Source organism: Sphingomonas sp. S-NIH.Pt3_0716 (genome assembly GCF_003950715.1).
Lineage (GTDB): Bacteria > Pseudomonadota > Alphaproteobacteria > Sphingomonadales > Sphingomonadaceae > Sphingobium > Sphingobium yanoikuyae_A.
Map to the genome: position 1 here is coordinate 148,402 of NZ_QLJK01000009.1, position 21,576 is coordinate 169,977.

General features: G+C 65.2%; 20 protein-coding genes. 9 read left to right on the plus strand and 11 right to left on the minus strand.

Annotated elements, in window-relative coordinates; all coding sequences use genetic code 11:
- From BRX37_RS09725 to gyrB, 3 genes are all read right to left on the minus strand, one after another.
- Positions 1–528, minus strand: coding sequence for a membrane-like protein (locus tag BRX37_RS09725; RefSeq protein WP_125986597.1), 528 nt, complete (start codon positions 526–528; stop codon positions 1–3).
- On the minus strand, positions 504–1,061 hold the full coding sequence (locus tag BRX37_RS09730) for a DNA-3-methyladenine glycosylase I (protein WP_125986599.1): 558 nt from the start codon (positions 1,059–1,061) through the stop codon (positions 504–506). The genes BRX37_RS09725 and BRX37_RS09730 overlap by 25 nt, the downstream gene beginning before the upstream one ends.
- Positions 1,062–1,182: 121 nt before the next feature.
- Entirely contained in the window at positions 1,183–3,690 is a 2,508-nt protein-coding gene (gene gyrB / locus BRX37_RS09735; protein WP_125986631.1) for a DNA topoisomerase (ATP-hydrolyzing) subunit B, read from the minus strand.
- Positions 3,691–3,775: 85 nt separating this feature from the next.
- On the opposite strand from gyrB, the gene BRX37_RS09740 reads away from it, so the two are divergent.
- A complete protein-coding gene (locus tag BRX37_RS09740; RefSeq protein ID WP_048938048.1) occupies positions 3,776–4,255 on the plus strand; it encodes a hypothetical protein in 480 nt (159 codons plus the stop codon).
- Here the strand turns inward: BRX37_RS09740 and BRX37_RS09745 are convergent, their stop codons facing one another.
- The 3 genes from BRX37_RS09745 to yczE all read right to left on the minus strand — a co-directional run bounded on the left by BRX37_RS09745 (position 4,256) and on the right by yczE (position 6,717).
- Complete coding sequence (locus tag BRX37_RS09745) at positions 4,256–4,762, minus strand: DUF1993 domain-containing protein (RefSeq protein ID WP_048938049.1); 507 nt, start codon at positions 4,760–4,762, stop codon at positions 4,256–4,258. It abuts the gene before it with no gap.
- Between the two features lie 16 nt (positions 4,763–4,778).
- Positions 4,779–5,972, minus strand: a complete 1,194-nt coding sequence (locus BRX37_RS09750) for an NHL repeat-containing protein (RefSeq protein ID WP_125986601.1) — start codon at positions 5,970–5,972, stop codon at positions 4,779–4,781.
- A 139-nt stretch (positions 5,973–6,111) separates the two neighbouring features.
- Positions 6,112–6,717, minus strand: a complete 606-nt coding sequence (yczE, locus tag BRX37_RS09755) for a membrane protein YczE (RefSeq protein WP_125986603.1) — start codon at positions 6,715–6,717, stop codon at positions 6,112–6,114.
- Between the two features lie 88 nt (positions 6,718–6,805).
- Here yczE and yczR point away from each other — a divergent pair, with 88 nt between their 5' ends.
- Positions 6,806–8,269, plus strand: coding sequence for a MocR-like transcription factor YczR (gene yczR, locus BRX37_RS09760; RefSeq protein WP_125986605.1), 1,464 nt, complete (start codon positions 6,806–6,808; stop codon positions 8,267–8,269).
- A 69-nt stretch (positions 8,270–8,338) separates the two neighbouring features.
- Here yczR and ppa read toward each other — a convergent pair whose 3' ends face one another.
- Positions 8,339–8,881 (minus strand): inorganic diphosphatase, encoded by a 543-nt coding sequence (gene ppa, locus BRX37_RS09765; protein ID WP_004209136.1) that lies wholly within the window; start codon positions 8,879–8,881, stop codon positions 8,339–8,341.
- Between the two features lie 37 nt (positions 8,882–8,918).
- On the minus strand, positions 8,919–10,850 hold the full coding sequence (locus BRX37_RS09770; RefSeq protein WP_125986607.1) for a M61 family metallopeptidase: 1,932 nt from the start codon (positions 10,848–10,850) through the stop codon (positions 8,919–8,921).
- Between the two features lie 140 nt (positions 10,851–10,990).
- On the opposite strand from BRX37_RS09770, the gene hisS reads away from it, so the two are divergent.
- From hisS to BRX37_RS09800, 6 genes are all read left to right on the plus strand, one after another.
- Positions 10,991–12,328 (plus strand): histidine--tRNA ligase, encoded by a 1,338-nt coding sequence (hisS, locus tag BRX37_RS09775; protein WP_235654614.1) that lies wholly within the window; start codon positions 10,991–10,993, stop codon positions 12,326–12,328.
- Positions 12,328–13,419: a peptide chain release factor 1 gene (gene prfA / locus BRX37_RS09780; RefSeq protein ID WP_125986609.1), complete on the plus strand. Its 1,092-nt coding sequence runs from the start codon at positions 12,328–12,330 to the stop codon at positions 13,417–13,419. Before hisS ends, prfA begins: the two co-directional genes overlap by 1 nt.
- Positions 13,416–14,237: a peptide chain release factor N(5)-glutamine methyltransferase gene (gene prmC, locus BRX37_RS09785; protein WP_125986611.1), complete on the plus strand. Its 822-nt coding sequence runs from the start codon at positions 13,416–13,418 to the stop codon at positions 14,235–14,237. The genes prfA and prmC overlap by 4 nt, the downstream gene beginning before the upstream one ends.
- A gap of 311 nt (positions 14,238–14,548) precedes the next feature.
- On the plus strand, positions 14,549–15,316 hold the full coding sequence (locus BRX37_RS09790; RefSeq protein ID WP_125986613.1) for a DUF4167 domain-containing protein: 768 nt from the start codon (positions 14,549–14,551) through the stop codon (positions 15,314–15,316).
- A gap of 121 nt (positions 15,317–15,437) precedes the next feature.
- On the plus strand, positions 15,438–16,841 hold the full coding sequence (locus BRX37_RS09795; protein ID WP_125986615.1) for a DUF4139 domain-containing protein: 1,404 nt from the start codon (positions 15,438–15,440) through the stop codon (positions 16,839–16,841).
- Between the two features lie 13 nt (positions 16,842–16,854).
- Positions 16,855–18,405: a DUF4139 domain-containing protein gene (locus BRX37_RS09800; protein ID WP_125986617.1), complete on the plus strand. Its 1,551-nt coding sequence runs from the start codon at positions 16,855–16,857 to the stop codon at positions 18,403–18,405.
- A gap of 5 nt (positions 18,406–18,410) precedes the next feature.
- Here the strand turns inward: BRX37_RS09800 and BRX37_RS09805 are convergent, their stop codons facing one another.
- Together BRX37_RS09805 and BRX37_RS09810 are read right to left on the minus strand one after the other, a co-directional pair.
- Complete coding sequence (locus BRX37_RS09805; protein WP_004209127.1) at positions 18,411–18,791, minus strand: acyl-CoA thioesterase; 381 nt, start codon at positions 18,789–18,791, stop codon at positions 18,411–18,413.
- Complete coding sequence (locus tag BRX37_RS09810; protein WP_004209126.1) at positions 18,781–19,080, minus strand: hypothetical protein; 300 nt, start codon at positions 19,078–19,080, stop codon at positions 18,781–18,783. The genes BRX37_RS09805 and BRX37_RS09810 overlap by 11 nt, the downstream gene beginning before the upstream one ends.
- Before the next feature lie 85 nt (positions 19,081–19,165).
- Here BRX37_RS09810 and BRX37_RS09815 point away from each other — a divergent pair, with 85 nt between their 5' ends.
- Positions 19,166–19,594 carry a CBS domain-containing protein gene (locus tag BRX37_RS09815; RefSeq protein ID WP_048938054.1) on the plus strand — a complete coding sequence of 143 codons (429 nt, stop codon included), beginning with the start codon at positions 19,166–19,168 and terminating at the stop codon, positions 19,592–19,594.
- A gap of 38 nt (positions 19,595–19,632) precedes the next feature.
- Here BRX37_RS09815 and BRX37_RS09820 read toward each other — a convergent pair whose 3' ends face one another.
- Positions 19,633–21,120, minus strand: coding sequence for a lipopolysaccharide biosynthesis protein (locus BRX37_RS09820; RefSeq protein WP_125986633.1), 1,488 nt, complete (start codon positions 21,118–21,120; stop codon positions 19,633–19,635).
- Between the last annotated feature and the right edge of the window lie 456 nt (positions 21,121–21,576).

The following is a 21,576-nucleotide window of genomic DNA, read 5'->3' on the forward strand; positions in this document are numbered from 1 at the left end:
CTATTCGCCGCCGTCCTTGATACCGCCGCAGCCCTTCAGCACGCCTTCACCGAAGGAAAACTGCACCCGGTCGGACCAGATGGCGTCGCTCATCCCGTCGCGGCACGGGCCTTCGGTGACGGTCATGGCGAAGCCATCGCCCATGAAGCGGATGGCGCGGGGATCATTGGTGCGGGTGACGGGATAGCGCAGCGGACGATGATCGGGCCGCTGCAAGGTCGCGACCGATCCGGTAACGGTCACCGCCCAGAAAGGCTCGGTGCCGATCGCGCGATACTCCTCAGGGGGAGGAGGGGCGGCGGGTGTTTCACGGGAAACAGTGGCGGGTGCCGGTTGCGCAGCCGGGGCAGGGGCCGGTTCGGGCGCGGCACTTTCATTGGCGACGATCGCCTGGTTGAGCGCCGGCGCGGCGTTGGCGATGACATTGTCGACCCTGTTCGGCGGCACCGGATCGCCCGAGCAGGCGGTGAGGGCCAGCAGCCCTGTCACCATCGCCGTCACTTTCACGCGCCGGCCCGCCGGAAACAATGGACGGCATGATCGTCGACCATGCCGATCGCCTGCATCCAGGCATAGACGATGGTCGGCCCGACGAATTTGAAGCCGCGCTTCTTGAGATCCTTGGAGATCGCCTCCGACAGCGGCGTCTGGGTCGGGAAGCTCTTGCCGTCGCCGATGATCGGCCCGTCGGGCGCGAAGGACCAGACATAGGCGGCGAAATCCTCACCGGCGTCACGCATCGCGCGATAGATGTGCGCGCCCCTGATCGTCGCCTCGATCTTGGCGCGGGCGCGGACGATGCCGGGATCGGCCATCAGCCGCTCGACATCGTCGGGACCGAAGGCGGCGACCTTGTCCGGATCGAAGCCGGCAAAGGCGACGCGAAACCCCTCGCGCTTGCGCAATATGGTGATCCAGCTGAGCCCCGCCTGGAACCCCTCCAGCATCAGCATTTCCCACAGCATGCGCGAATCATGCTGGGGTACGCCCCATTCCGCGTCATGATAATCCCGGTAGAGCGGGTCCGGCCCTACCCAGCTGCAGCGTGGCAAATCGGTCATCGGTTTTGGGTGCGCCTGACGGCGCACGGCGCCGCACCGGTCCGCGCCCCCACTCGGCCGCCCAAGAGATTATCCTGATTGGGTGGCCGGGTGGGGGTGCGGGCTGGCATCGTCATCCTTATCAGACGTCCAGATTGGCGACGTTCAGCGCATTGTCCTGGATGAATTCGCGGCGCGGTTCGACCACGTCGCCCATCAGCTTGGTGAAGATTTCGTCGGCGACGTCGGCCTGTTCCACCTCGACGCGCAGCATCGAGCGATTGTCCGGGTCCAGCGTGGTTTCCCACAGCTGTTCCGCGTTCATTTCGCCCAGACCCTTGTAGCGCTGGATCGACAGGCCCTTGCGGCCGGCAGTCAGGATCGCTTCCAGCAATTCGCTGGGCCGCGAGATGTTGACGCCCTTGGCCGACACGGCGGGCAGTTCGTCCTCGCCCAGTTCGTCCTGCGCGGCGACGGCCTTGGCCGAGACCAGGCGGCTGCCCCTGGCATAGCTTTCCGCCTCTTCGCTGGCAGTGCCGTGCAGCTTGCGCGCCTCGGCCGAGCCCAGGAAGCCATGTTCGATGACATGATGGTCGGTCACGCCGCGCCACAGCCGTTCGAAATGGAAGCCGCCGCCCTCGGCGATGCGGCCGGTCCACTTGCCCTCGGGATCATGCGATGCGATCCACGCGACCGCCGTGGCCAGCCGTTCGGCCAGCTGTGTTTCGGACAGTTCGGGATCAAGCGCACCGGTCAGGCCCAGCGCCTCGATGATCGCCGGGTCGTAGCGACGCGGCACATAGCGCATCACCGCGCGCATGCGGCGGGCATGGTCGATCAGGCTGCGCAGATCGTCGCCGGTGCGGGCGCCGCCGGTGGTTTCCAGCGCCATCGTGTCAACGCCATTGTCGACCAGATATTGCTCCAGCGCGGCTTCGTCCTTCAGATAGACTTCGGACCGGCCCCGGCTCGCCTTGTAGAGCGGCGGCTGGGCGATGAAGAGATGGCCCGCCTCGATGATCTGGGGCATCTGGCGATAGAAGAAGGTCAGCAGCAGCGTGCGGATATGCGCGCCGTCGACGTCGGCGTCGGTCATGATGACGATCTTGTGGTAGCGCAGCTTGTCCAGGTTGAAATCGTCGCGAATGCCGGTGCCCATCGCCTGGATCAGCGTGCCGACTTCCTTGGACGAGAGCATCTTGTCGAAGCGTGCGCGCTCGACGTTCAGGATCTTGCCCTTCAGCGGCAGGATCGCCTGATTGTGGCGGTTGCGGCCCTGCTTGGCCGAACCACCGGCCGAGTCACCCTCGACCAGGAAGAGTTCGGACTTGGCGGGATCGCGTTCCTGACAGTCGGCCAGCTTGCCGGGCAGCGAGGCGATGTCCATCGCGCCCTTGCGGCGGGTCAGTTCGCGCGCACGCTTGGCCGCCTCGCGGGCGGCGGCGGCGTCGATCACCTTCTGGACGATCATCTTGCCATGGCCGGGATTTTCTTCCAGCCATTCGGCCATCTTGTCGGCCATCAGGCTTTCGAGCGGCTGGCGCACTTCGGAGCTGACCAGCTTGTCCTTGGTCTGCGAGCTGAATTTGGGATCGGGCAGCTTGACCGAGACGATCGCGGTCAGGCCTTCGCGCATATCCTCACCGGTGAGGCTCACCTTCTCCTTCTTCAGCAGGCCGGTCTTTTCGGCATAGCTGTTGAGGGTGCGGGTCAGCGCCGCGCGGAATGCGGCCAGGTGCGTGCCGCCATCGCGCTGCGGGATGTTGTTGGTGAAGCAGAGGACGTTCTCATAATAAGAATCGTTCCACTCCAGCGCGACGTCGATGGTCACATCGTCGCGGGTGCCGGCGATCGCGATCGGATCGGGCATCAGCGCATTCTTGTTGCGATCGAGATATTTGACGAAGGCCGCGATGCCGCCCTCATAATAAAGCTCGACTTCCTTCTTTTCCTCATGGCGCGCATCGACCAGGAACAGGCGCACGCCGCTGTTGAGGAAAGCCAGCTCGCGATAGCGATGCTCCAGCTTGTCGAAATCATATTCGGTCTGGTTCTTGAACGTGCCGCCATCGCCCGGCACCTTCTCGGTCGAGGCAAGGAAGGTCACGCGCGTGCCCTTCTTCCCCTCGGGCGCATCGCCGATCACCTTGAGCGGCGCGGTGGCATCGCCATAGGCGAAGCGCATCCAATGTTCCTTGCCGTCACGCCAGATGTTGAGGTCCAGCCATTCGGACAGGGCGTTCACCACCGATACGCCCACGCCGTGCAGGCCGCCCGATACCTTATAGGCATTGTCGTCCGACGTGTTCTCGAACTTGCCGCCCGCGTGCAGCTGGGTCATGATGACCTCGGCCGCCGACACGCCTTCTTCCTTGTGGATGCCGGTCGGGATGCCGCGGCCATTATCCTCGACGCTGACGCTGTTGTCGGGGTTGAGCGTGATGACGATCCGGTCGCAATGGCCGGCCAGCGCCTCGTCGATCGCATTGTCGCTGACCTCGAACACCATATGGTGCAGGCCCGACCCGTCGTCGGTGTCGCCGATATACATGCCGGGCCGCTTGCGCACGGCGTCGAGGCCTTTCAGCACCTTGATGCTGTCGGCGCCATATTCATTGCTGTTGGGGCTGTTCTGCTGTTCGTCGCTCATACCCAGCATATAGGGAATGGCGCCTCGAAACTAAAGCGAAACATGGCGTCTTCCACCCGGCTTTGGGGCGGTTTATCAGGCGCTCATGCGTGTTGTCCCGATCCTTGCCCTGATGCTGCTTTCCGCCTGCTCGCGCAGCAGCGAAGTGGCCGACGAATTGCCCAACAGCTCGCTGGCCGGCGCCCCGCGCGAAGCGATGCCCGAAACCCGGATCGAGGCGACCCTCGCCCGGCCGGTGACGATCGGCGAGGATGGCCCCCGGCTGGATGCCTGCGGCGCGATGGGGCAGGCGACCCGTGTCGGGCCGCAGGGATTGAGCGTCCGGTCCGCCCCCTTTGCCGAGGCGAAGGCGCTGGCGCAGTTGGCCGAAGGCGCACGGGTGCATGTCTGCACCCGCAGCATCGATCAGAAATGGCTGGGCGTGGTGATCCCGCCGCCAGTGACTGAAGGCGCGGCACCGACCGATTGCGGCGTGCGCGAACCGGTCGACCGCAAGCAGGCCTATGCTGGCCCCTGCACCAGCGGCTGGGTCTCCAGCGCCTATGTCCGGCTGGTGGCGGGCTGATTACAGCCCGCCCAGATAGTCCAGCTTGCCCAGCGGCACGCCGGCCTGACGCAGCAGGGCATAGGCGGTCGTCAGGTGGAAATAGAAATTGGGCAGCGAGAAGGTGAGCACATGGCTGCGCCCGGTGGAGGAAAATTCACCGCGCGAGGTCTTGAGGATGACGGTCGCCTCCTCGCGCCCGTCGATCCGGTCGCGTGGCACCGATTCCAGGAAGGCGATGGTGCGGGCGATGCGATCCTGCAGGTCGGCGAACGTCTCTTCCGTGTCGGGCAGGGGGAAGGGTTCCAGTTCCCCGATGCGGATGACCGCGCCCTTGGCGCTGTCGGTGGCAAGCTGCACCTGCGCGGTCAGCGGGCGCATATCCTCGATCAGGCGGGCGTCGGTCAGCGTGGCGGGATCGATCCCCTGTTCGGCGGCAAAGGCGGCGCCCTTGTCCAGCAGGGTGGAGAGGACGCGCAGGCCACGCAGGAAGGCGGGGACGGTCAGGTCGTAGAGTTCGGTCGCCACGTGAGGAGGATTCCCTTCACTCGATGCCGGTGAAGACCAGCTTCTGCACGCGGCGGCCGGTATTCACCTCGGTCGCATAGATATTGCCGGCGCTGTCGGTATCAATGCTGTGCAGCCAGGTGAATTGCCCGGCCTGCCGCCCGATCCGGCCGAAGGCGCCAAGCACGGTGTGGGTCTTGCGCTCCAGCACCCAGATGCGGCCGTTCATCATGTCGGCGACATAGAGATAGGTCTGGTCCGGATCGGGCGAGAAGGCGATGTCGGTTACCGTATGGGTGCCGCCGGTCTCCGGCGCGATCGCCAGGTCGCGCACGAAAGTCAGGCCGCCATCCTTCTCGCGTTTGAACAGTTGCGCGCGGTTATTGTTGCGGTCGCAGACATAGAGGTGGCCGTCCTTCGTCGGCACCACGCAATGGACGATGCTGTTGAAGATGGCGGACTTGGGATCGGCGACCCGGCTGGGATCGACGGCATGGCTCTGGTCGAACGTGCCCTGCAGCACCGGTCCGCTCGGCGGCTTGGCATAGGCGCCCCAGCGGCCCTTGTAGCTATTGGTCCGGTCGTCGAAGCCGATCACCCGTCGGTTCACATAGCCGTCGGATATCAGCACCATGCCGTCGCTGTGATTGACGTCGGACGGGTTGCCGAGCTGGTCGGTCGCGTCATTGCCACCGGTCTTCTCGCGCCGGCCGAAGCTGCGGATATATTTGCCCTCCGGCGTATAGTTCATGACGACATGGTCGCCCTTGCCATTGCCGCCGAACCAGACGCTGCCGGCCTTGTCGACGAAGATGCCGTGCAGGCTGGCGGGCCATTGATTGACGCCGTCGACCGTGGGCGCGCTGTCGGCGCCGCCCCAGCCGCCCAGATAGCGGCCATCCTGGGCGAAGCGCACCACCGGCGGGGCCGGCTTGCAGCAGACGGCGGTGGCGGGCGATTCGGCCAGGCCGGTGTCAGTCGCGGTCAGGCTGTGCGGCCGATGCACGACCCAGACCGAATCGTCCGGACCGACCGCAACGCCGCTGACCTGACCCAGCAGCAGGTCATCGGGCATGGCCGGCCAGGCGGCATCCACCTTGAAGCGCGGCATCTTGGTGCCGGCGGGCGCAATCTGTTCGAAGGCGAGGGGAGCGAGCGCCTGTTCCGGCGGCGCAGCGGAGGCGGCGACGGCGAAGGGCAGGGCGAGAGCAGCGGCGAGGAAGGCGCGCATCGGCGGGGACTCCTTGATCGTCGGGAATGGCGGAGGCGGGATCATGCCCGACTGCCCGGTCCGGTCAAGGAAGATGCAACGCATTTTCAACAGGAAAAGGACCGGCCGACGGGTTCCTGTCGGCCGGTCAGGGGGCAACTTATCCCGCGATCGCCGGGCGCTCGGGCGCTGTGATCGTGAAGAAGGGCAGGGCATGGTGGACGATCCAGCCGATCGTCGCGGCATAGACGATGGTGCCGATGCCGACGGTGCCGCCCAGCATCCAGCCGGTCGCCAGGACCGCGATCTCGATACCGGTGCGCACCCATTTGACCGGCCAGCCGTTGCGGCGGCACAGGCCCGTCATCAATCCATCGCGCGGCCCCGGCCCAAGACCGGCGCCGATATAGGCGCCACCGGCAATGCCATTGAGCAGGATCCCCGCGCCCAGCCAGGCGGCGCGCATCGCATAGCCGTCCGGCGTCGGCAGGAAATACAGGCTGATGTCCACCGCCGTGCCGATCACCAAGATGTTGCAGACCGTGCCGATCCCCGGCCGCTGCCGCAATGGCCACCAGAGCAGCAGCACGACCGCGCCGACCAGGTTGACCGTCATGCCGAAGCTGAGGCCGAGCTTGGGCGCCAGCCCCTGATGCAGCACATCCCAGGGATCGAGCCCCAGATTGGCGCGCAGCATCAGCGCCATGGCAAAGCCGTAGAGCACAAGGCCCCAGAAGAGCTGGAAGAGGCGGCGGGTCATCATCATGGGCATCAGGGGTAGTTGAATTGGCCTTTTACAAAAGGACCAATGGCGCGTAAGTGGCCTTCAAATCTCTCTGATTGGATTGATCGCCATGTCCACTTCCTTCCTTCGGCCCCCCTCGCTGCTGCGGTTGCTGGGCGCCTGGCGCGCGCAGGACAGTGCCGAGCCGGCCTATCGCCAATTGGCGCAGGCGCTGCGGATGCTGGTGCTGGACGGGCGGATCGGCCTCAATGTCCGGTTGCCGGGCGAGCGGGAGCTGGCCGCCGCGCTGGGGCTCAGCCGCACCACCATCGCCGCTGCCTTCGACCGGCTGCGCGACGAGGGCTATCTGGAAAGCCGGCAGGGGTCGGGCAGCGTCACCCGCCTGCCACCCGGCCGGGTCGAAACGCCGACGCCCGACATCGACGGGGTCACCGGCGACAATCTGCTCAACTGGACCCATGCCGCGCTGCCGGCCGCGCCCGGCGTGGGCCTGGCCTATGCCCATGCGGTCGAGGCGCTGCCGGCCTATCTGGGCGACCTTGGCTATGATCCGCTTGGCCTGCCGGTGCTGCGCCGGGCGATCGCCGCCCATTATGAGCGGCGCGGCTGCCCGACCGATCCCGACCAGATCATGATCACCAACGGCGCGCAGCAGGGATTCTCGTTGCTGCTGCAATGGCTGGCGGGGCCGGGCGACCGGGCCGTGATCGACCATCCCACCTATCATAATGCGATCCAGGCGTTGCAGCGGGCCAATGTCGTGCCGGTGCCGGTCGGCCTGCCGGTCCATGGCTGGGATATCGACGCGATGGATGCGGCCTTCCGCCAGACCGCGCCGCGCTTTGCCTATATCATCGCCGATTTCCACAATCCCACCGGACGCAGCATGGACCCGGCGACCCGTCGCGCGCTGGTGGCGGTGGCGGCGCGCACCCACACGCCGCTGGTGATCGACGAGACGATGGTGGCAATGGGGCTTGACGGATCGCCGCCGCCGCCGGTCGCCTGCCATGATCCGTCCGGCCGCCATGTCATCACCCTGGGGTCGGCCAGCAAGATCTTCTGGGGCGGGCTTCGGGTTGGCTGGATCCGCGCCGATCCGCAGACCGTGGCCGCGCTCGGCCGCATCCGCACGACGATGGACATGGCCAGCCCCGTGGTGGAGCAGCTGGCCGTCGCCCAGTTGATGGACGCGGACGAAGGGCTGGGACCACGCGCGGCGATGCTGCGCGACCGGCGCGACCATCTGCTGGCGCAGCTGGAACAACATCTGCCGCATTGGCGGGTGGAATCGCCGGCCGGCGGCCTGTCGCTCTGGGCCGAACTGCCCCGCGCGGAGGCGAGCGCGCTCGCCGCGCTGGCGGGCAATCATGGCGTGCGCATTGCGGCGGGGCCGCGCTTCGGCGTCAATGGCGCGTTCGAGCGCTTCCTGCGCCTGCCCTTCACCCTGCCGCAAGCGCAGCTCGACATGGGCGTCGCCCGGCTGGTGGAGGCGGATGCCCGGCTTCACGCCCGCACCCCGCGCGGCCGCGATCCGCTGGCCCTCGCCCTGGAGGCCGACCGATTGATCTGACCCATAAGAAAAGGGCCGCGCGGAACATCACCGCGCGGCCCTTTTCAATCGGCTATACCGAGAAGGGACTCAGCCCTTCTTCTTCTCGGCCTGATAGCGTTCGATCGCTTCCAGCGTGATCCGCTTGGCGTCTTCCGCGCCACCCCAGGTGCCGATGCGCACCCACTTGGTCTTTTCCAGATCCTTATAGTGGGTGAAGAAATGCTCGATCTGCTCCATCACGATGGTGGGCAGATCGTCCTTCTCGCCGACATTATTATAATAGGGGAAGGTCTTGTTGTCCGGCACGCAGACCAGCTTCTCGTCGCCGCCGGCTTCGTCTTCCAGGTTCAGCACGGCGATCGGGCGTGCGCGCACGACCGAGCCGGGCACGAACGGCGAGCGGGCGATGACCAGCGCGTCGAGCGGATCGCCATCGGGCGACAGGGTGTGCGGCACGAAGCCGTAATTCGCCGGATAGCGCATCGGCGTGTGCAGGATGCGATCGACGAACAGCGCGCCCGAGGCCTTGTCGAACTCGTACTTCACGGGTTCGCCGCCAACCGGCACCTCGATGATGACGTTCAGGCTGTTTGGCGGATCTTCGCCGACGGGGATCAGGTCAATATTCATGCATCTTCGCCTTTTACATGCGGTTGCTTGGAAATCTTCAGGTGCGCGGCTGCAGCAGCTTGTCGAGGCTGCCTTCGCCGGTGCCGGTCTTTTCGAGGTGCGGATAGCGCAGGCCATCCGAATAAGCGAGGGTCAGGGTGCGATAATATTTGTCCTGCTTTAGGATAAGCTGGATCGGCTTCTTCGCGTCCTTAGCCTCGGTCAGCGCCGTCTTGAATGCGTCGCTCGAATATTCATTGCCGTTCACCGCAATAATCTTCGATCCTACCGCAAGACCGGCCTTGAATGCTGCGCTGTTCCAGATCACCGCCGCGATATCGCCGTCATTCTTGACCGTCAGGCCCACGCCAAAGCTCTGGTCGACCGTCTTCTGCGCACCTTCGGCCGCCTTGGTGATGGCATTGGGCGTATCGGTATAGACCAGCTTGTAGCCGCCCAGAGTGAAGCCGCCCTTGGGTGTTTCCGTGGTGGGGCTGTCGACATATTTGTGGAACAGGCCGGCCCAGTCATAGGGGGCGACGCCGTTCAGCGTGTCGATCACGTCCTGGCGATTATAGACGACCTGGCCCCAGTCACCCGGCTTGATGCCGAAAAAGGCCTTGGCGAAATCGTCGATGCCCTTGGCGCCCCTGGTCTGCTGGCGCAGGATGCCATCGACCTCCAGCCAGATCATCAGGCCTTCATTATAATAATCCTCCGACCGCTGCCAGTTGGCCCAGCCCTTGGGACGGCGGGCCGAGATGATCGGATCATTGGTCGTGTCCACCATCGGGCGCCATTCGCGGCCGCGCGTGGTGTCCAGTTTCGCCGCGATCTGGGCATAGGCGTCCAGCGTCTCCTGCTTGGAGAACATGCCCGAACGGGCGCCCAGCACATAGCCCCAGAACTGGGTCTGGCCTTCATAGACCCACAGCAGGCTGTCCTGCATCGGCACGTCGAAATTGGGCGTCCACAGCAGGTCGGGGCGGCGGAACTTGCCGTCCCAGCTATGGGTGAATTCATGCGGCAGCAGGTTGCGGTCGAGCAGCGCCTCGCCCGAATCCCACTTCTTGAAATAGCCCGGCTCGACCTGATTCTCGGACGAGCGATGATGCTCCAGGCCAATGCCGCCCATCTCGTCGGTGATCGACAGCAGGAAATCATAATGGTCGAAATGATAGGTGCCGAACGCGGCGCCGGCTTCGGCCACCAGCTTCTTGTGCTTGGCGATCTGGTCGGTGTTGAACACCAGTTCGTCGGCATCGTCGGCAACGATGTTCAGCGTGACGTTGTGGCCCAGGTCCACTGCCTTGAAATGGGTGCCGGCAAAGACCGGCGAGTCCTGCAATGCCTCATAGTCGATCACGTCATAGGCGATGGTGTCGCCGCTGCGCTTGCCGCGCAGCGCGGTCGCCGCCTGCCAGCCGGCGGGATAGGTGACATTGGCCTGCACCGGGATCTGGCGGGTATAATAGCCGGCCGGGTAGAGCGAGACATCTTCCCACTGGATATTCTGCATCTTGGGCGTCACGACGACGCGGCCCTGGTTGGTCGCGGTTGCCGACAGGAACTGGAACTGCGCCACGACCTGCTTGGTGCCGGCCGGCACGTCGATCTCGAACGCATAGACGTTGAGCGGATTGCGCTTCCAGCTGATCGGCTTGCCGTCGGCGGTGAAGGTCAGGCCGGTCAGCTTCTCGATCGGGCCGCGCGGGGCATGATTGCCTGGCAGCCATTCGGGCATCAGCAGGGTCATCGGGCCGCTCGCCGCGACGGGAATGGTTTCCTTCACGCGGAAGATGCGCTGCATCGTGTCGGTGGCGTCGACGTCAAGGCGGATCGTGCCGCCCGGATAGGGGACATCCTTGGGCATCGGCTTGGCGCTGTCGACGGGCAGGGCGGTCGGCTTGGAACGGATGACATCCTGCGCCAGCAACGGGCTGGCAATCGCGGTCGAAAGGCAAAGGGCGGCAGCAAGGCTGCGGATCATGACGGTCTCCAGAAAAGGAACGGGGGCCGGACGGCCCGTCTGTCCCAAGCATGGCGGGGCGAATCGCCCGCGTCCACCCCTTATGCCGCCATAAAAAGCGCGTTTCCTTGGGCCGCGATTATCGTTAAAGGCGCTGCCCCATGGCGAAGATCGAAACGCCGCGCCCGGTGCGCGGAACGCAGGACATGTTGGGCGGCACGGCGGAGGCGTTTCAGGAACGCTTCGCCCATGTCGTCGCCACCTTTGACCGGGTGCGCAAACTCTATGGATTCCAGCGGGTTGAAGTGCCCGTCTTTGAATCGACCGCGGTGTTCGCCCGTTCGCTGGGCGAAAGCACCGACGTCGTGTCGAAGGAAATGTACACGTTCGAGGATCGCGGCGGCGACAGCATCACCCTGCGCCCCGAATTCACCGCCGGCATTTCGCGCGCCTATATTACCGAGGGCTGGCAGCAATATGCGCCGCTCAAGGTCGCGACCCATGGTCCGCTGTTCCGTTACGAGCGCCCGCAGAAGGGCCGCTTCCGCCAGTTCCACCAGCTCGATGCCGAAATCCTGGGCGCGGGCGAGCCGGCAGCCGATGTCGAACTGCTGGTGCTGGCCGATCAGCTGCTGCGTGAACTGGGCGTGTCGGAAGGCGTGACCCTGAACCTCAACACGCTGGGCGACGCGGAAAGCCGCGAAGCCTGGCGCGCCGCGCTGATCGCCCATTTCGAGGCGCATCGTGGCGAGCTGTCGGAAGAGAGCATCGACCGGCTGGCGAAGAATCCGCTGCGCATCCTCGACTCCAAGGATCCGCGCGACCGCCCGATCGCCGACAGCGCGCCGGACATCGACGCCTATCTGACCGACGAGGCGCGCAGCTTCTTCGACAAGGTGACGAGCGGCCTCGACGCTGCCGGTGTCGCATGGGAACGCAATTCGCGGCTGGTGCGCGGGCTCGATTATTATCGCCACACCGCGTTCGAGTTCATCACCGACCGGCTCGGCGCACAGGGCACGGTGCTGGGCGGTGGTCGCTATGACGGTCTGATCGAAAATCTGGGCGGTCCGTCGACCCCGGCGGTCGGCTGGGCAGCGGGGATCGAGCGGCTGGCGATGCTGATCGACCAGCCGGCGATCGACAAGCCGCAGGTCGTGCTGATCCCGATGGGCGAGGCGGCCGAGGCGAAGGCGACCGGCATCATCGCCGATCTGCGCCGCGCCGGCATCGCCTGCGACATGGGCTATCGCGGCAATATGAAGAAGCGGATGCAGCGCGCCAATGCGTCAGGCGCTCGCTATGCGATCATCCTCGGCGATGACGAGCTGGCGCGGGGCGAAGTGGCCATCAAAGATCTTGAACAAGGATCACAAGCAACGGCTGCTCTCGCCGGCCTTACCGACGCCATGTGGGCGCAGGTGATGCGGAATGAGTTTCCAGATGCGGTAACGACGAACGCCGATGGTGTCGTTGTCCAAGAGCCGTTTCAGCTCTGATGCACATCTCCGCCGAACGCATCGCGCAGATCGAGGCGCGCCGGGACGAGGTGCAGGCGTCGATGACGCGCGCCGACCTCGCGCCCGATGCGTTCGTGAAACTGTCCAAGGAATATGCCGAGATCGAGCCGGTGGCGCGGGCCGCGCATGAAGTGCGCCGGCTGCGTCAGGAGCTGCGCGCGCTCGAACAGATGGCCGGCGGCGAGGAGAGCGACGCCGATCCGCTGATGCGCGAAATGGCGCAGGAGGAAATGCAGCTGCTCAAGGGGCAGTTGCCCGATGCCGAGCGCGCGCTGGCGTTGCAGCTGCTGCCCAAGGATTCGGCCGATGCCCGCCCGGCGATGCTGGAAATCCGCGCCGGCACCGGCGGGGACGAGGCGGCTTTGTTCGCCGGCGACCTGTTCCGCATGTATCAGCGCTATGCCGATACCCAGGGCTGGAAGATGGAGATGATCTCCGCCAACGCCTCGGAACAGGGCGGCTTCAAAGAAGTGGTGGCCAGCATCAACGGCACCGGCGTCTTCGCCAAGCTGAAGTTCGAGAGCGGCGTGCATCGCGTGCAGCGCGTGCCGGTCACCGAAAGCGGCGGCCGCATTCATACCAGCGCCGCGACCGTTGCGATCCTGCCCGAGCCGGAGGAGGTCGATGTCCAGATCGCCGATAGCGACCTGAAGATCGACATTTATCGCGCGTCGGGCGCTGGCGGTCAGCACGTCAACACCACCGATTCCGCCGTGCGCATCACCCATTTGCCGACCGGCATCGTCGTGACCCAGCAGGATGAGCGTTCGCAGCACAAGAACAAGGCCAAGGCGATGCAGGTGCTGCGTGCCCGCATCTATGAAGCGGAGCGCGAGCGCACCCAGAGCGAACAGGCCGGCGCACGCAAGGCGATGGTCGGATCGGGCGACCGGTCGGAGCGCATTCGCACCTATAATTTCCCGCAGGGCCGCGTGACCGACCATCGCATCAACCTGACCCTGCATCGCCTGCCGGAGATTCTCGAAGGGCCGGGCCTTGCCGAAGTGATCGACGCGCTGGTGGCCGAGGATGAGGCCGCGCGCCTCGCCCAGCTGGACGGGGTGGCGTGAGCGTCGCCGATGCGCTGCGCGACGCCACTGTCAGCTTAGCCGCGATCAGCGACACCCCCCGGCTCGACGCCGAACTGCTGATGGCCCATGCACTGGGCATCGGTCGCAACGACCTGTTGCTGCGCCAGCGTGAACTGGATGTGCCTGTCACTTTCGCTGTCCATCTAGGGCAAAGACTGGCGGGTGCGCCGATCGCCCATATTCTGGGCAGTCGCGATTTCTGGACGATCAGCCTGGCCGTCACGCCCGACGTATTGATCCCGCGCCCGGACAGCGAGACGCTGATCGAGGCGGCGGTCGATCATTTCCTTGACCGGTCGCCCACGACCATATTGGATCTGGGCACCGGATCGGGCGCGCTGCTGCTCGCCGCGCTCGACCAGTGGCCCGATGCGACAGGGCTGGGCATCGACGCATCGGCCGCCGCGCTGGCGGTGGCGCAGGGGAATGCCGATCGGCTGGGCATGGCGAGCCGCGCGCGCTTCCAGTTGGGCGATTGGGCGGCCGGCGTGACCGGGCCGTTCGACCTGCTGCTGATCAACCCGCCCTATATCGCGACCGACGCGCCGCTCGCCGGCGATGTGCTGCATGATCCGGCCAGCGCCCTGTTCGCCGGTGCCGATGGGCTGGACGATTATCGCCGCATCGCGCCGCAACTGCCCGCGCTGATCGCGCCGGGCGGCATGGCCGCGATCGAGATCGGCTATGATCAGGGGCAAAGCGTGTCGGCGCTGCTGCGGGCACAGGGGCTGGGCGTCTCGCTGCGCCGTGACCTTGCGGGGCATGATCGCTGCCTCGTCGCCACGCCGGGCGAATAAGAAGGCGGGATTTCACGCCACCACAGCGAAAATTGCTTGGTTTATCGCGTGAATGCCATTACATCGGGATCAGGAAAACCGTCATTCCGGCGACATGGCCTTATCAGGCCATTGATGGATAAGGCATTTTCCTGCTCCTGAAAGTCAAGATGGCGCTGCTGCGCAAGCGCCTCTGGTGGCTGAGGGCGTGGTCCGGTTCGGATCATGTCTGGCGGAGCCACATCCGGCCCCACGGAAGGGGCGGTGCTTGGGGATAGCAGCTGAACAGTGTTTTCAGTGAATATTATCATAGCGAACGCAAGGATCATGTCTTGATCAACAACCGGCAGGCCGGTCGCCGCAATCGCGGCCGGAATAATAACAACAACGGTCGTCCCAATGGCGGTAACCGGGGTGGTGGCGACAACGGCAACCGTATCGACAACCGCGCCCGCGGCAATGCGGCCCAGCTTCTTGAGAAATACAAGAATATGGCGCGCGATGCCCAGATGGCCGGCGACCGTGTGAACGCCGAATATTATCTGCAGTTCGCCGATCATTATTTCCGCGTGCTGGCCGACAATCGTTCGCGCCAGGAGGAGCAGCAGCAGCGCTTCCGCCGGAATGACGAGAATTTCGACGATGAGGGCGAAGAGTTCGAGGGCAATGAGGACGGCGCCGAAGAGGGCCGCACCGAACAGCCCGAGCGCGCCGAACGCGATTATGACCGTCGCGAACCGCGCGGCGAGCGCCAGGATCGCAGTGACCGCAATGATCGTGGCGACCGGGGCGACCGCAATCGTCGCGATCGCAATCGCCGCGACCGCCCGGTGGCCGAGGACGCGACCGAGCAGCAGCCGGTGGCAGCCGAACAGCCCGCAGAACTCGCAGCCGAACCGGCCGCCGAAGCGCCCAAGCCGCGTCGCGGTCGCCCGCGCAAGGCCGATGCCGCGCCGACCGAAGCGAATGAAGGCCTGGATGTCAGCATCCTGCCCCCCTCGATCGCCCGCGCCGATAATGACAGCGACACGGACGTGACCGAGGAAGCGCCCCGCAAGCGCACCCGTCGCGCCCGTCCGGCGACCGAAGCCGCCGAATAAGCGCGGCTTTCGAGCAACCCCTAAAGCAAAAGGGGCGGTGCCATCCCGGCGCCGCCCCTTTTTGTTTGCAAATATAGCCGCTTGGGGCAGAAGATCGTCACATAAGGGGAGTGCAGACCTGATGACGACTGTCCGCCTGTTGACCGGTCTGGCGCTGCTGCTGCCGGCCGCCGCCGTTGCCCAGACCGCTGCTGTCGATCCCACCGGCGCCACCGCCCAGGGCGATGTCGCCGTCACCATCTATAATGGCGGTCCGTCGCTGGTGCAGGATGACCGGCAGTTGAGCGTCAATGCCGGCCGCAACCGCATCGAATTTCCCGACGTGTCCGCCCGCATCCGGCCCGAGACGGTGAACCTGTCCGGCCCCGGCTTCTCGATCGTCGAACAGAATTTCGATTTCGACCTGCTCTCGCCCGACAAGCTGATGGACAAGGCGGTGGGGCAGGAGGTGACGCTGGTGCGCACCAATCCCGCGACCGGCGCCGAGACGCGCGAGCGCGCCAAGATACTCGCGGCCAATGGCGGCATCGTCATGCAGATCGGTTCGCGGATCGAGGTGCTGCGCGACGATGGCCTGCCGGTCCGGGTGATCTTCGACCGGGTGCCGCCCAATCTGCGTGCGCGCCCGACCCTGTCGGTGACGATCGAGGCCGCGCGCGGCGGCACCGTGCCCGCCCGATTATCCTATCTGACGCCCAATCTGGGCTGGACCGCCGATTATGTCGCGCTGTTCGACGCGGCCAAGGGCGCGATGGACATGCAGGGCTGGGTCACGCTCACCAACAATACGGGCACGAGCTTCACCAATGCGAAGACCATCCTGGTCGCCGGCAATCCGGCCAATGGTGGCGGAAGGCATAACTGGTGGCAGTCGTCGAGTGGGACGATCGACCAGGCCGGCACCGAAAGCGGCCCGCGCGAGCGGCTGGGCGACTATTATCTCTATCCGCTGGCCGATCGCACGACCATCGCCAATGCCCAGCAGAAGCAGGTCAGCTTCCTCGACGTGAAGGGCGCCCCGGCGCGTGCGACCTATGAATATCTCAATAGCTGGATGGGCAGTTCGACCGAGCCGATGAGCGCGTCGAGCGTGCTCAAATTCTCGACCTCGAAACAGGGCGGCCTTGGCGATCAACTGCCCGCCGGCACGATCCGCGTCTACATGCGCGACGCGCGGGGCGATCCGCAGTTCATCGGCGAGAACAGCATCGACCATACGCCGATGGGGTCCTCCATGGCGCTGCGCACCGGTGAGGCATTCGACGTCAAGGTGCGCCCGACCGTCGAGCAGCGCACGAAGAAGGGCAGCCAGCGCTGGGAAACGCGGATGCGCTACACGCTCACCAACGCCCGGCCCGAAGCGGTGACGGTCGACCTGGCCCAGCAGGGGCTGTGGGGTGACACCCGCGTCACTGCACAAAGCCTCGAAGGCAGGCGCGTCTCCGCCGACCGGATGGAATGGAGCGTGCCGGTGCCGGCCAATGGCTCGGTCGATCTCAGCGTCACCTTCGATTCGCGCTACTGACCGGGCCGGCGCCGTGCTGCTGCGCGTCCTTGTCCTTCTTATGCTCTGCCTCGGCATCGCGCCAGCGCGGGCGGGGACGGTGGTTTCGGCCAAGGCCGATTCGGTCTCGGTAACCGTCTATCGCCAGCCTGATCGTGTCAGAGGGGCGATCGATCCCAAATGGCCCGGCGGCTATGCGCTGATCAACGAGACTCGCATCATCGACCTGCCGAAGGGCGACACGGTGGTGCGATTCGAGGGCGTGGCAGAGGGACTGATGCCCGAAACCGCGATCCTCTCCGGCATGCCGCAGGGCGCGCGGGAGAAGAATCGCGATGCCCGGCTGCTCTCGCCCGCCGGCCTGGTCGATGCTTATCTCAAGCGTAGCGTCACCCTGCGCCGCACCGATCGCAAGACCGGCAAGGTCAGCGAGCAGGACGCGATCATCAGCGCCGGGCCGATGGGCGGCGTCATCGTCCAGACGGCGCAGGGCTATGAGGCACTGGGGTGCAGCGGCCTGCCCGAACGCATGCTCTATCCGCGCGTGCCGACCGACCTGTCGCCGCGTCCGACGCTATCGGTGATCGCCACCAGCGCCCGGTCCGCCCGCGTCACGCTGCAACTCACCTATCTGGCCGAGGGTTTCGACTGGGCCGCCAATTATGTCGCCGACATGCAGGATGATGGCCGCCATCTCGACCTCATGGCCTGGCTGACCGTGGCCAATGGCGGCGTCACCGGCTTTGCCGACGCCCGGCTCAGCGTCATCGCCGGCCAGCCCAACAAACAGGGTCGCAAGGTGCAACCCCGTCCGACCGGCGGTCCGTTGTCGCTGCGCTGCTGGCCGATGGACATCACCAGTACCCATCCGCAGTGGGCGCTGTTCCCGATCGACATGCCACAGGCCGAGGCGATGATGGATTCGGCGCAGGAGATCGTGCTGACCGCGCGTCGCGTTCCCGCGCCGATGATGGCTGCGCCGCCACCCCCGCCGCCGCCTCCACCTCCTCCACCGCCGGAGGATGTCGGCGACCTCAAACTCTATCGCGTCCCGGTGACGGTGGATGTCGCGGCGAAAGGCCAGAAACAGGTCGCCCTGCTGCGCCAGCCCGACGTGCTGGTCGAGCGCCTCTATGCCGCGACCCTCGACTATCGCGACGGCAATGGCCGGTCGCGCCCGATGACGCTGCGTTTGCGATTGCAGAATCGCAAGGCTGACGGTCTGGGGCTCGCCATGCCTTCGGGCCGGGTCGCCCTGTTCGAAACCGTCGATGGCCGGCGCCTGCTCGCGGGCGAAACCGACATTGGCGACAAGGCGGAAGGGGAACGGGTCGATTATGACATCGCCCAGAGCGCCGACGTTCGCATCATGGCGCTCATCGGCGGCCAGTCGTCCAGGGCGCGGCGCTGGACGCTGACCCTCACCAATGCGCGGCCGTTTGATGCGACGGCGGAAATCCTCATTCCCCACGACATCGCGCCGCGTCCGACGCAGATGGAGCGCCGCGGCAATAGCTGGGTGTGGCGCGCCATCATCCCTGCCAATGGGCAGGTCAGCTACAGCTACGACCAGAAGCTGCGCTGAAATCCTCAGTCGCCGGGAATGGGGCGGGGCCGGTGGGTCTCGTCCAGTGCGACGAAGGTGAAGACGCCGCTGGTCAGCGCCACCGTTTCCGCGCCGCCGCCGCGAGTCGCCACCACGTCGATGCGGATCGCCACCGATGTGCGGCCGCGCTTCTCTTCCTGCGCATAGACCGACACCAGGTCGCCCATCAGGATGGGCGAGATGAACTTCATGCTCTCGATCGCGACCGTCGCCACCGCGCCCTGGGCGATTCGGCCCGCGACGATGCCGCCGGCAATATCCATCTGGCTCAGCACCCAGCCGCCGAAGATATGGCCATTGCTGTTGATGTCGGCCGGGCGCGGCACGACCCGCAATATCACTTCGCGATGGGGATCAATCGTCAAGCGGCACCTCGTCCTTCAGCCGGTCCATTACCTGGTCGTCATGCCCCGTCCCGGCGGAGAGGAAGACGAGCGCCATCAAGCCCGTTCCCAGCATGAAGGTCAACCAGACGCCCAATATGGTGGCGATGATCATGTGAACCGGCATCGGCCCGGTCCATAGCCGCAGGAACAGCAGGGCCGCGCCGACGCATAATGCGCCGATCAGCGCCATCCAGAGCATGATCCGGCGGAATCGCGACCAGGCGATTGCCGCGATCCGGGGATCGTCCAGGCCCTTTTTCTCTGTCATTCTCTTGCTCTCCTCCCTTTTCTTTGCGCCGCGAAAGTGGGATCATCAAGCGCAGAGACAGTAAGTCCACAAAAGGAGAGCGGCCATGACCATCGCGGCAATCTTGCAGGGCAAGGGGCGCGACGTCGTCCAGGTCCAGTCGACCGACAGCGTCTTGTCGGTGGTGACCTTGCTGGCGGATCGGCGAATCGGCTGCGTGCCCGTGGTCGATGGCGGCCAGGTGGTCGGCATCTTTTCCGAACGCGATGTCGTCTATCGTCTGGCCCAGCAAGGGGCAGAGGCATTGAACCACACGGTCGCCGATGTGATGACCCGGCCCGCGATCACCATCGACGACCAGATGCCGGTGATCCACGCCCTGTCGCTGATGACCAAGCGGCGCATCCGCCATCTACCGGTGGTGAAGGGCAACGACCTGATCGGCTTGGTCTCGATCGGCGATCTGGTGAAGTTCCGCATCGACAATATCGAATCGGAAGCTGCCGCGCTGCGCGACTATATCCAGACCGCCTGACGAACCGCTTTGATGAATAGTGGGCGCTCGCCGATCCGTCAGGCGGGCGCCTGCACCGGCGGTGCGCGGCGCACGATCAGGCGCACCAGCTCCATCAACGTGCCGCGCGCACACAGCATCAGTGCCGCCAGGAAGGCGATGCCGCCAGCCGGCACCAGGATGGCCAGCCGGATCGGCGCGGCGAGCGGCGGCAGCAGGCGGTCGATCACCAGCACCACGCCGGCCATCAGGATGGCACAGCCCAGCCCCGGCGCGGCGGCACGGATCAGGTCGATCGCGCGCAGCCCCATCGGCCCGCCCGCGAGCCTTGCGGTGACGATGGTCAGGATCGGGAAGGCGCCCAGCCATGCCCAGGCCAGGCCGATCGCCCCCCACTGGATACCGATCAGGAAAGCGGTGGCCATTAATATCGCCCCGATCGCGGCGATCCGGGCGGTGGTGCCGGGCCGGCCCAGCGCATTGCTGACCGGCGCGAACATCACCTGCAGCGTCATGAACGGCATGGCGAGCGCAAGAATCGATACGAACGGCGCCATCTCCAGCCATTTCTGGCCGAACAATGTCTCGACCAGCGGTTCCGCGGTGACGGCCATGCCCAGATAGATGGGGCAGGAGATCAGCATCAGCAGCCGCACCGCCTTGCAGAAGGACCAGGCAACCCGCGACACATCCTTCTGCATGCGGGCATAGGCCGGGAAGGCGACCTCGTTCAGCGGCGGGATGAACTTGCTGACGAAGATCTGGGTCAGGAACAGCGCTTCGGCATAAAGGCCCAGCTGATGCGGCGTGAGGACGCGGCCGCCGATGAAGATGTCGCTCTGGCTCTGGATGATCCAGAAGAGCTGGCTGCCGAGCAGCGACGCGCCATAGAGGATCATCGCCCGCGTGCCGCTGAAATCGAAGCTGGGAATCGGGCGAAAGCCGGTGACCAGCATATAGCCCAGTGCCTTCACCCAGAATCCGGTCATCGGCGCGAACACCAATGTCCACACGCCCCAGCCCGACAGGGCACCGACCAGCGCCATCGCGGCCGACGCGATCGCGGCGATCAGGTTGATGAAAGCGGGGCGCCGGAAATCCAGGGCACGGGCGGTGATCGCCTCGGGAATCGCGATGAAGGGGGTGGAGAGATAGAGCAGTGCCTGCACCCGCAGCAGCTGCGCCACCATCGGCTGGTCATAATAGTCGGCGGCCAGCGGCGCGATCGCCAGTTGAAATAGCGCCAGGCTGCCGTTCAGCAGCAGCATGATGGTGAAGGCCTGACGCAGCCGGTGGGATTCGAGATCCTCCGACTGAACCAGCGCGGCGACCAGGCCATAGCCATTGAGGAAGGTGGCGAAGTTCAGGATCACTTGGGTCATGGCGAACAGGCCATAATCTTTGGGGTCGAGCAGGCGGATCACCGCCAGCGTCACCACCCAACTGAGAATCTGCGAGATGATCTGGCTGCCCGAGCGCCAGAATATCGCTTTCTTCACCCGTGCGCCGAACCCTGCGTCGGCGGCATCGGCTTCCTGTAGCCCCATAGTCATCCTGTATCCCTAGGCGAAATGCCCGTGTTTTGGGGTTTAGACCGGAACCGCCAAAAAAATGTGAAACAAAATTGCAAAAAGCGTTTGACGGTTCCGGCTGCCCCGCCTAGAGGGCTTTTCACCGGACGGGGCGGCGCTGCTGAGGCGCTTGACTGACCCGGTCGCCCACATAGACGGACATTGGTCCTCTGAACGAGAGTTTAGGGAACGCTGGTTGTCCGGTTTTGATGTCGGGTTGGCTCTTTGACATTGTGATTTAGATGAAGGGACATGTGGGCGGCGGCCCCGGGTTCTTACGGCTTTCAGGCGTAGGATGCTCGGTAAAATTTAGGCCGTTCCTATATGTCTCGATATATTCCACTAGAATATATTGTGCAGGAATGGCTCCTGAAAATGAGCGGTTTCTGATCGGGCTTATTCCGCCTGGTTAGAGATCGGACATCAAACTTG

Excerpts from the sequence above, each read along its gene's own strand:
- BRX37_RS09730 (WP_125986599.1), bottom strand. The coding sequence starts at position 1,061 with ATGACCGATTTGCCACGCTGCAGCTGGGTAGGGCCGGACCCGCTCTAC.
- gyrB (WP_125986631.1), bottom strand. The coding sequence starts at position 3,690 with ATGAGCGACGAACAGCAGAACAGCCCCAACAGCAATGAATATGGCGCC.
- BRX37_RS09740 (WP_048938048.1), top strand. The coding sequence starts at position 3,776 with ATGCGTGTTGTCCCGATCCTTGCCCTGATGCTGCTTTCCGCCTGCTCG.
- BRX37_RS09750 (WP_125986601.1), bottom strand. The coding sequence starts at position 5,972 with ATGCGCGCCTTCCTCGCCGCTGCTCTCGCCCTGCCCTTCGCCGTCGCC.
- yczE (WP_125986603.1), bottom strand. The coding sequence starts at position 6,717 with ATGATGATGACCCGCCGCCTCTTCCAGCTCTTCTGGGGCCTTGTGCTC.
- yczR (WP_125986605.1), top strand. The coding sequence starts at position 6,806 with ATGTCCACTTCCTTCCTTCGGCCCCCCTCGCTGCTGCGGTTGCTGGGC.
- ppa (WP_004209136.1), bottom strand. The coding sequence starts at position 8,881 with ATGAATATTGACCTGATCCCCGTCGGCGAAGATCCGCCAAACAGCCTG.
- BRX37_RS09770 (WP_125986607.1), bottom strand. The coding sequence starts at position 10,850 with ATGATCCGCAGCCTTGCTGCCGCCCTTTGCCTTTCGACCGCGATTGCC.
- hisS (WP_235654614.1), top strand. The coding sequence starts at position 10,991 with ATGGCGAAGATCGAAACGCCGCGCCCGGTGCGCGGAACGCAGGACATG.
- prfA (WP_125986609.1), top strand. The coding sequence starts at position 12,328 with ATGCACATCTCCGCCGAACGCATCGCGCAGATCGAGGCGCGCCGGGAC.
- BRX37_RS09795 (WP_125986615.1), top strand. The coding sequence starts at position 15,438 with ATGACGACTGTCCGCCTGTTGACCGGTCTGGCGCTGCTGCTGCCGGCC.
- BRX37_RS09810 (WP_004209126.1), bottom strand. The coding sequence starts at position 19,080 with ATGACAGAGAAAAAGGGCCTGGACGATCCCCGGATCGCGGCAATCGCC.
- BRX37_RS09815 (WP_048938054.1), top strand. The coding sequence starts at position 19,166 with ATGACCATCGCGGCAATCTTGCAGGGCAAGGGGCGCGACGTCGTCCAG.
- BRX37_RS09820 (WP_125986633.1), bottom strand. The coding sequence starts at position 21,120 with ATGGGGCTACAGGAAGCCGATGCCGCCGACGCAGGGTTCGGCGCACGG.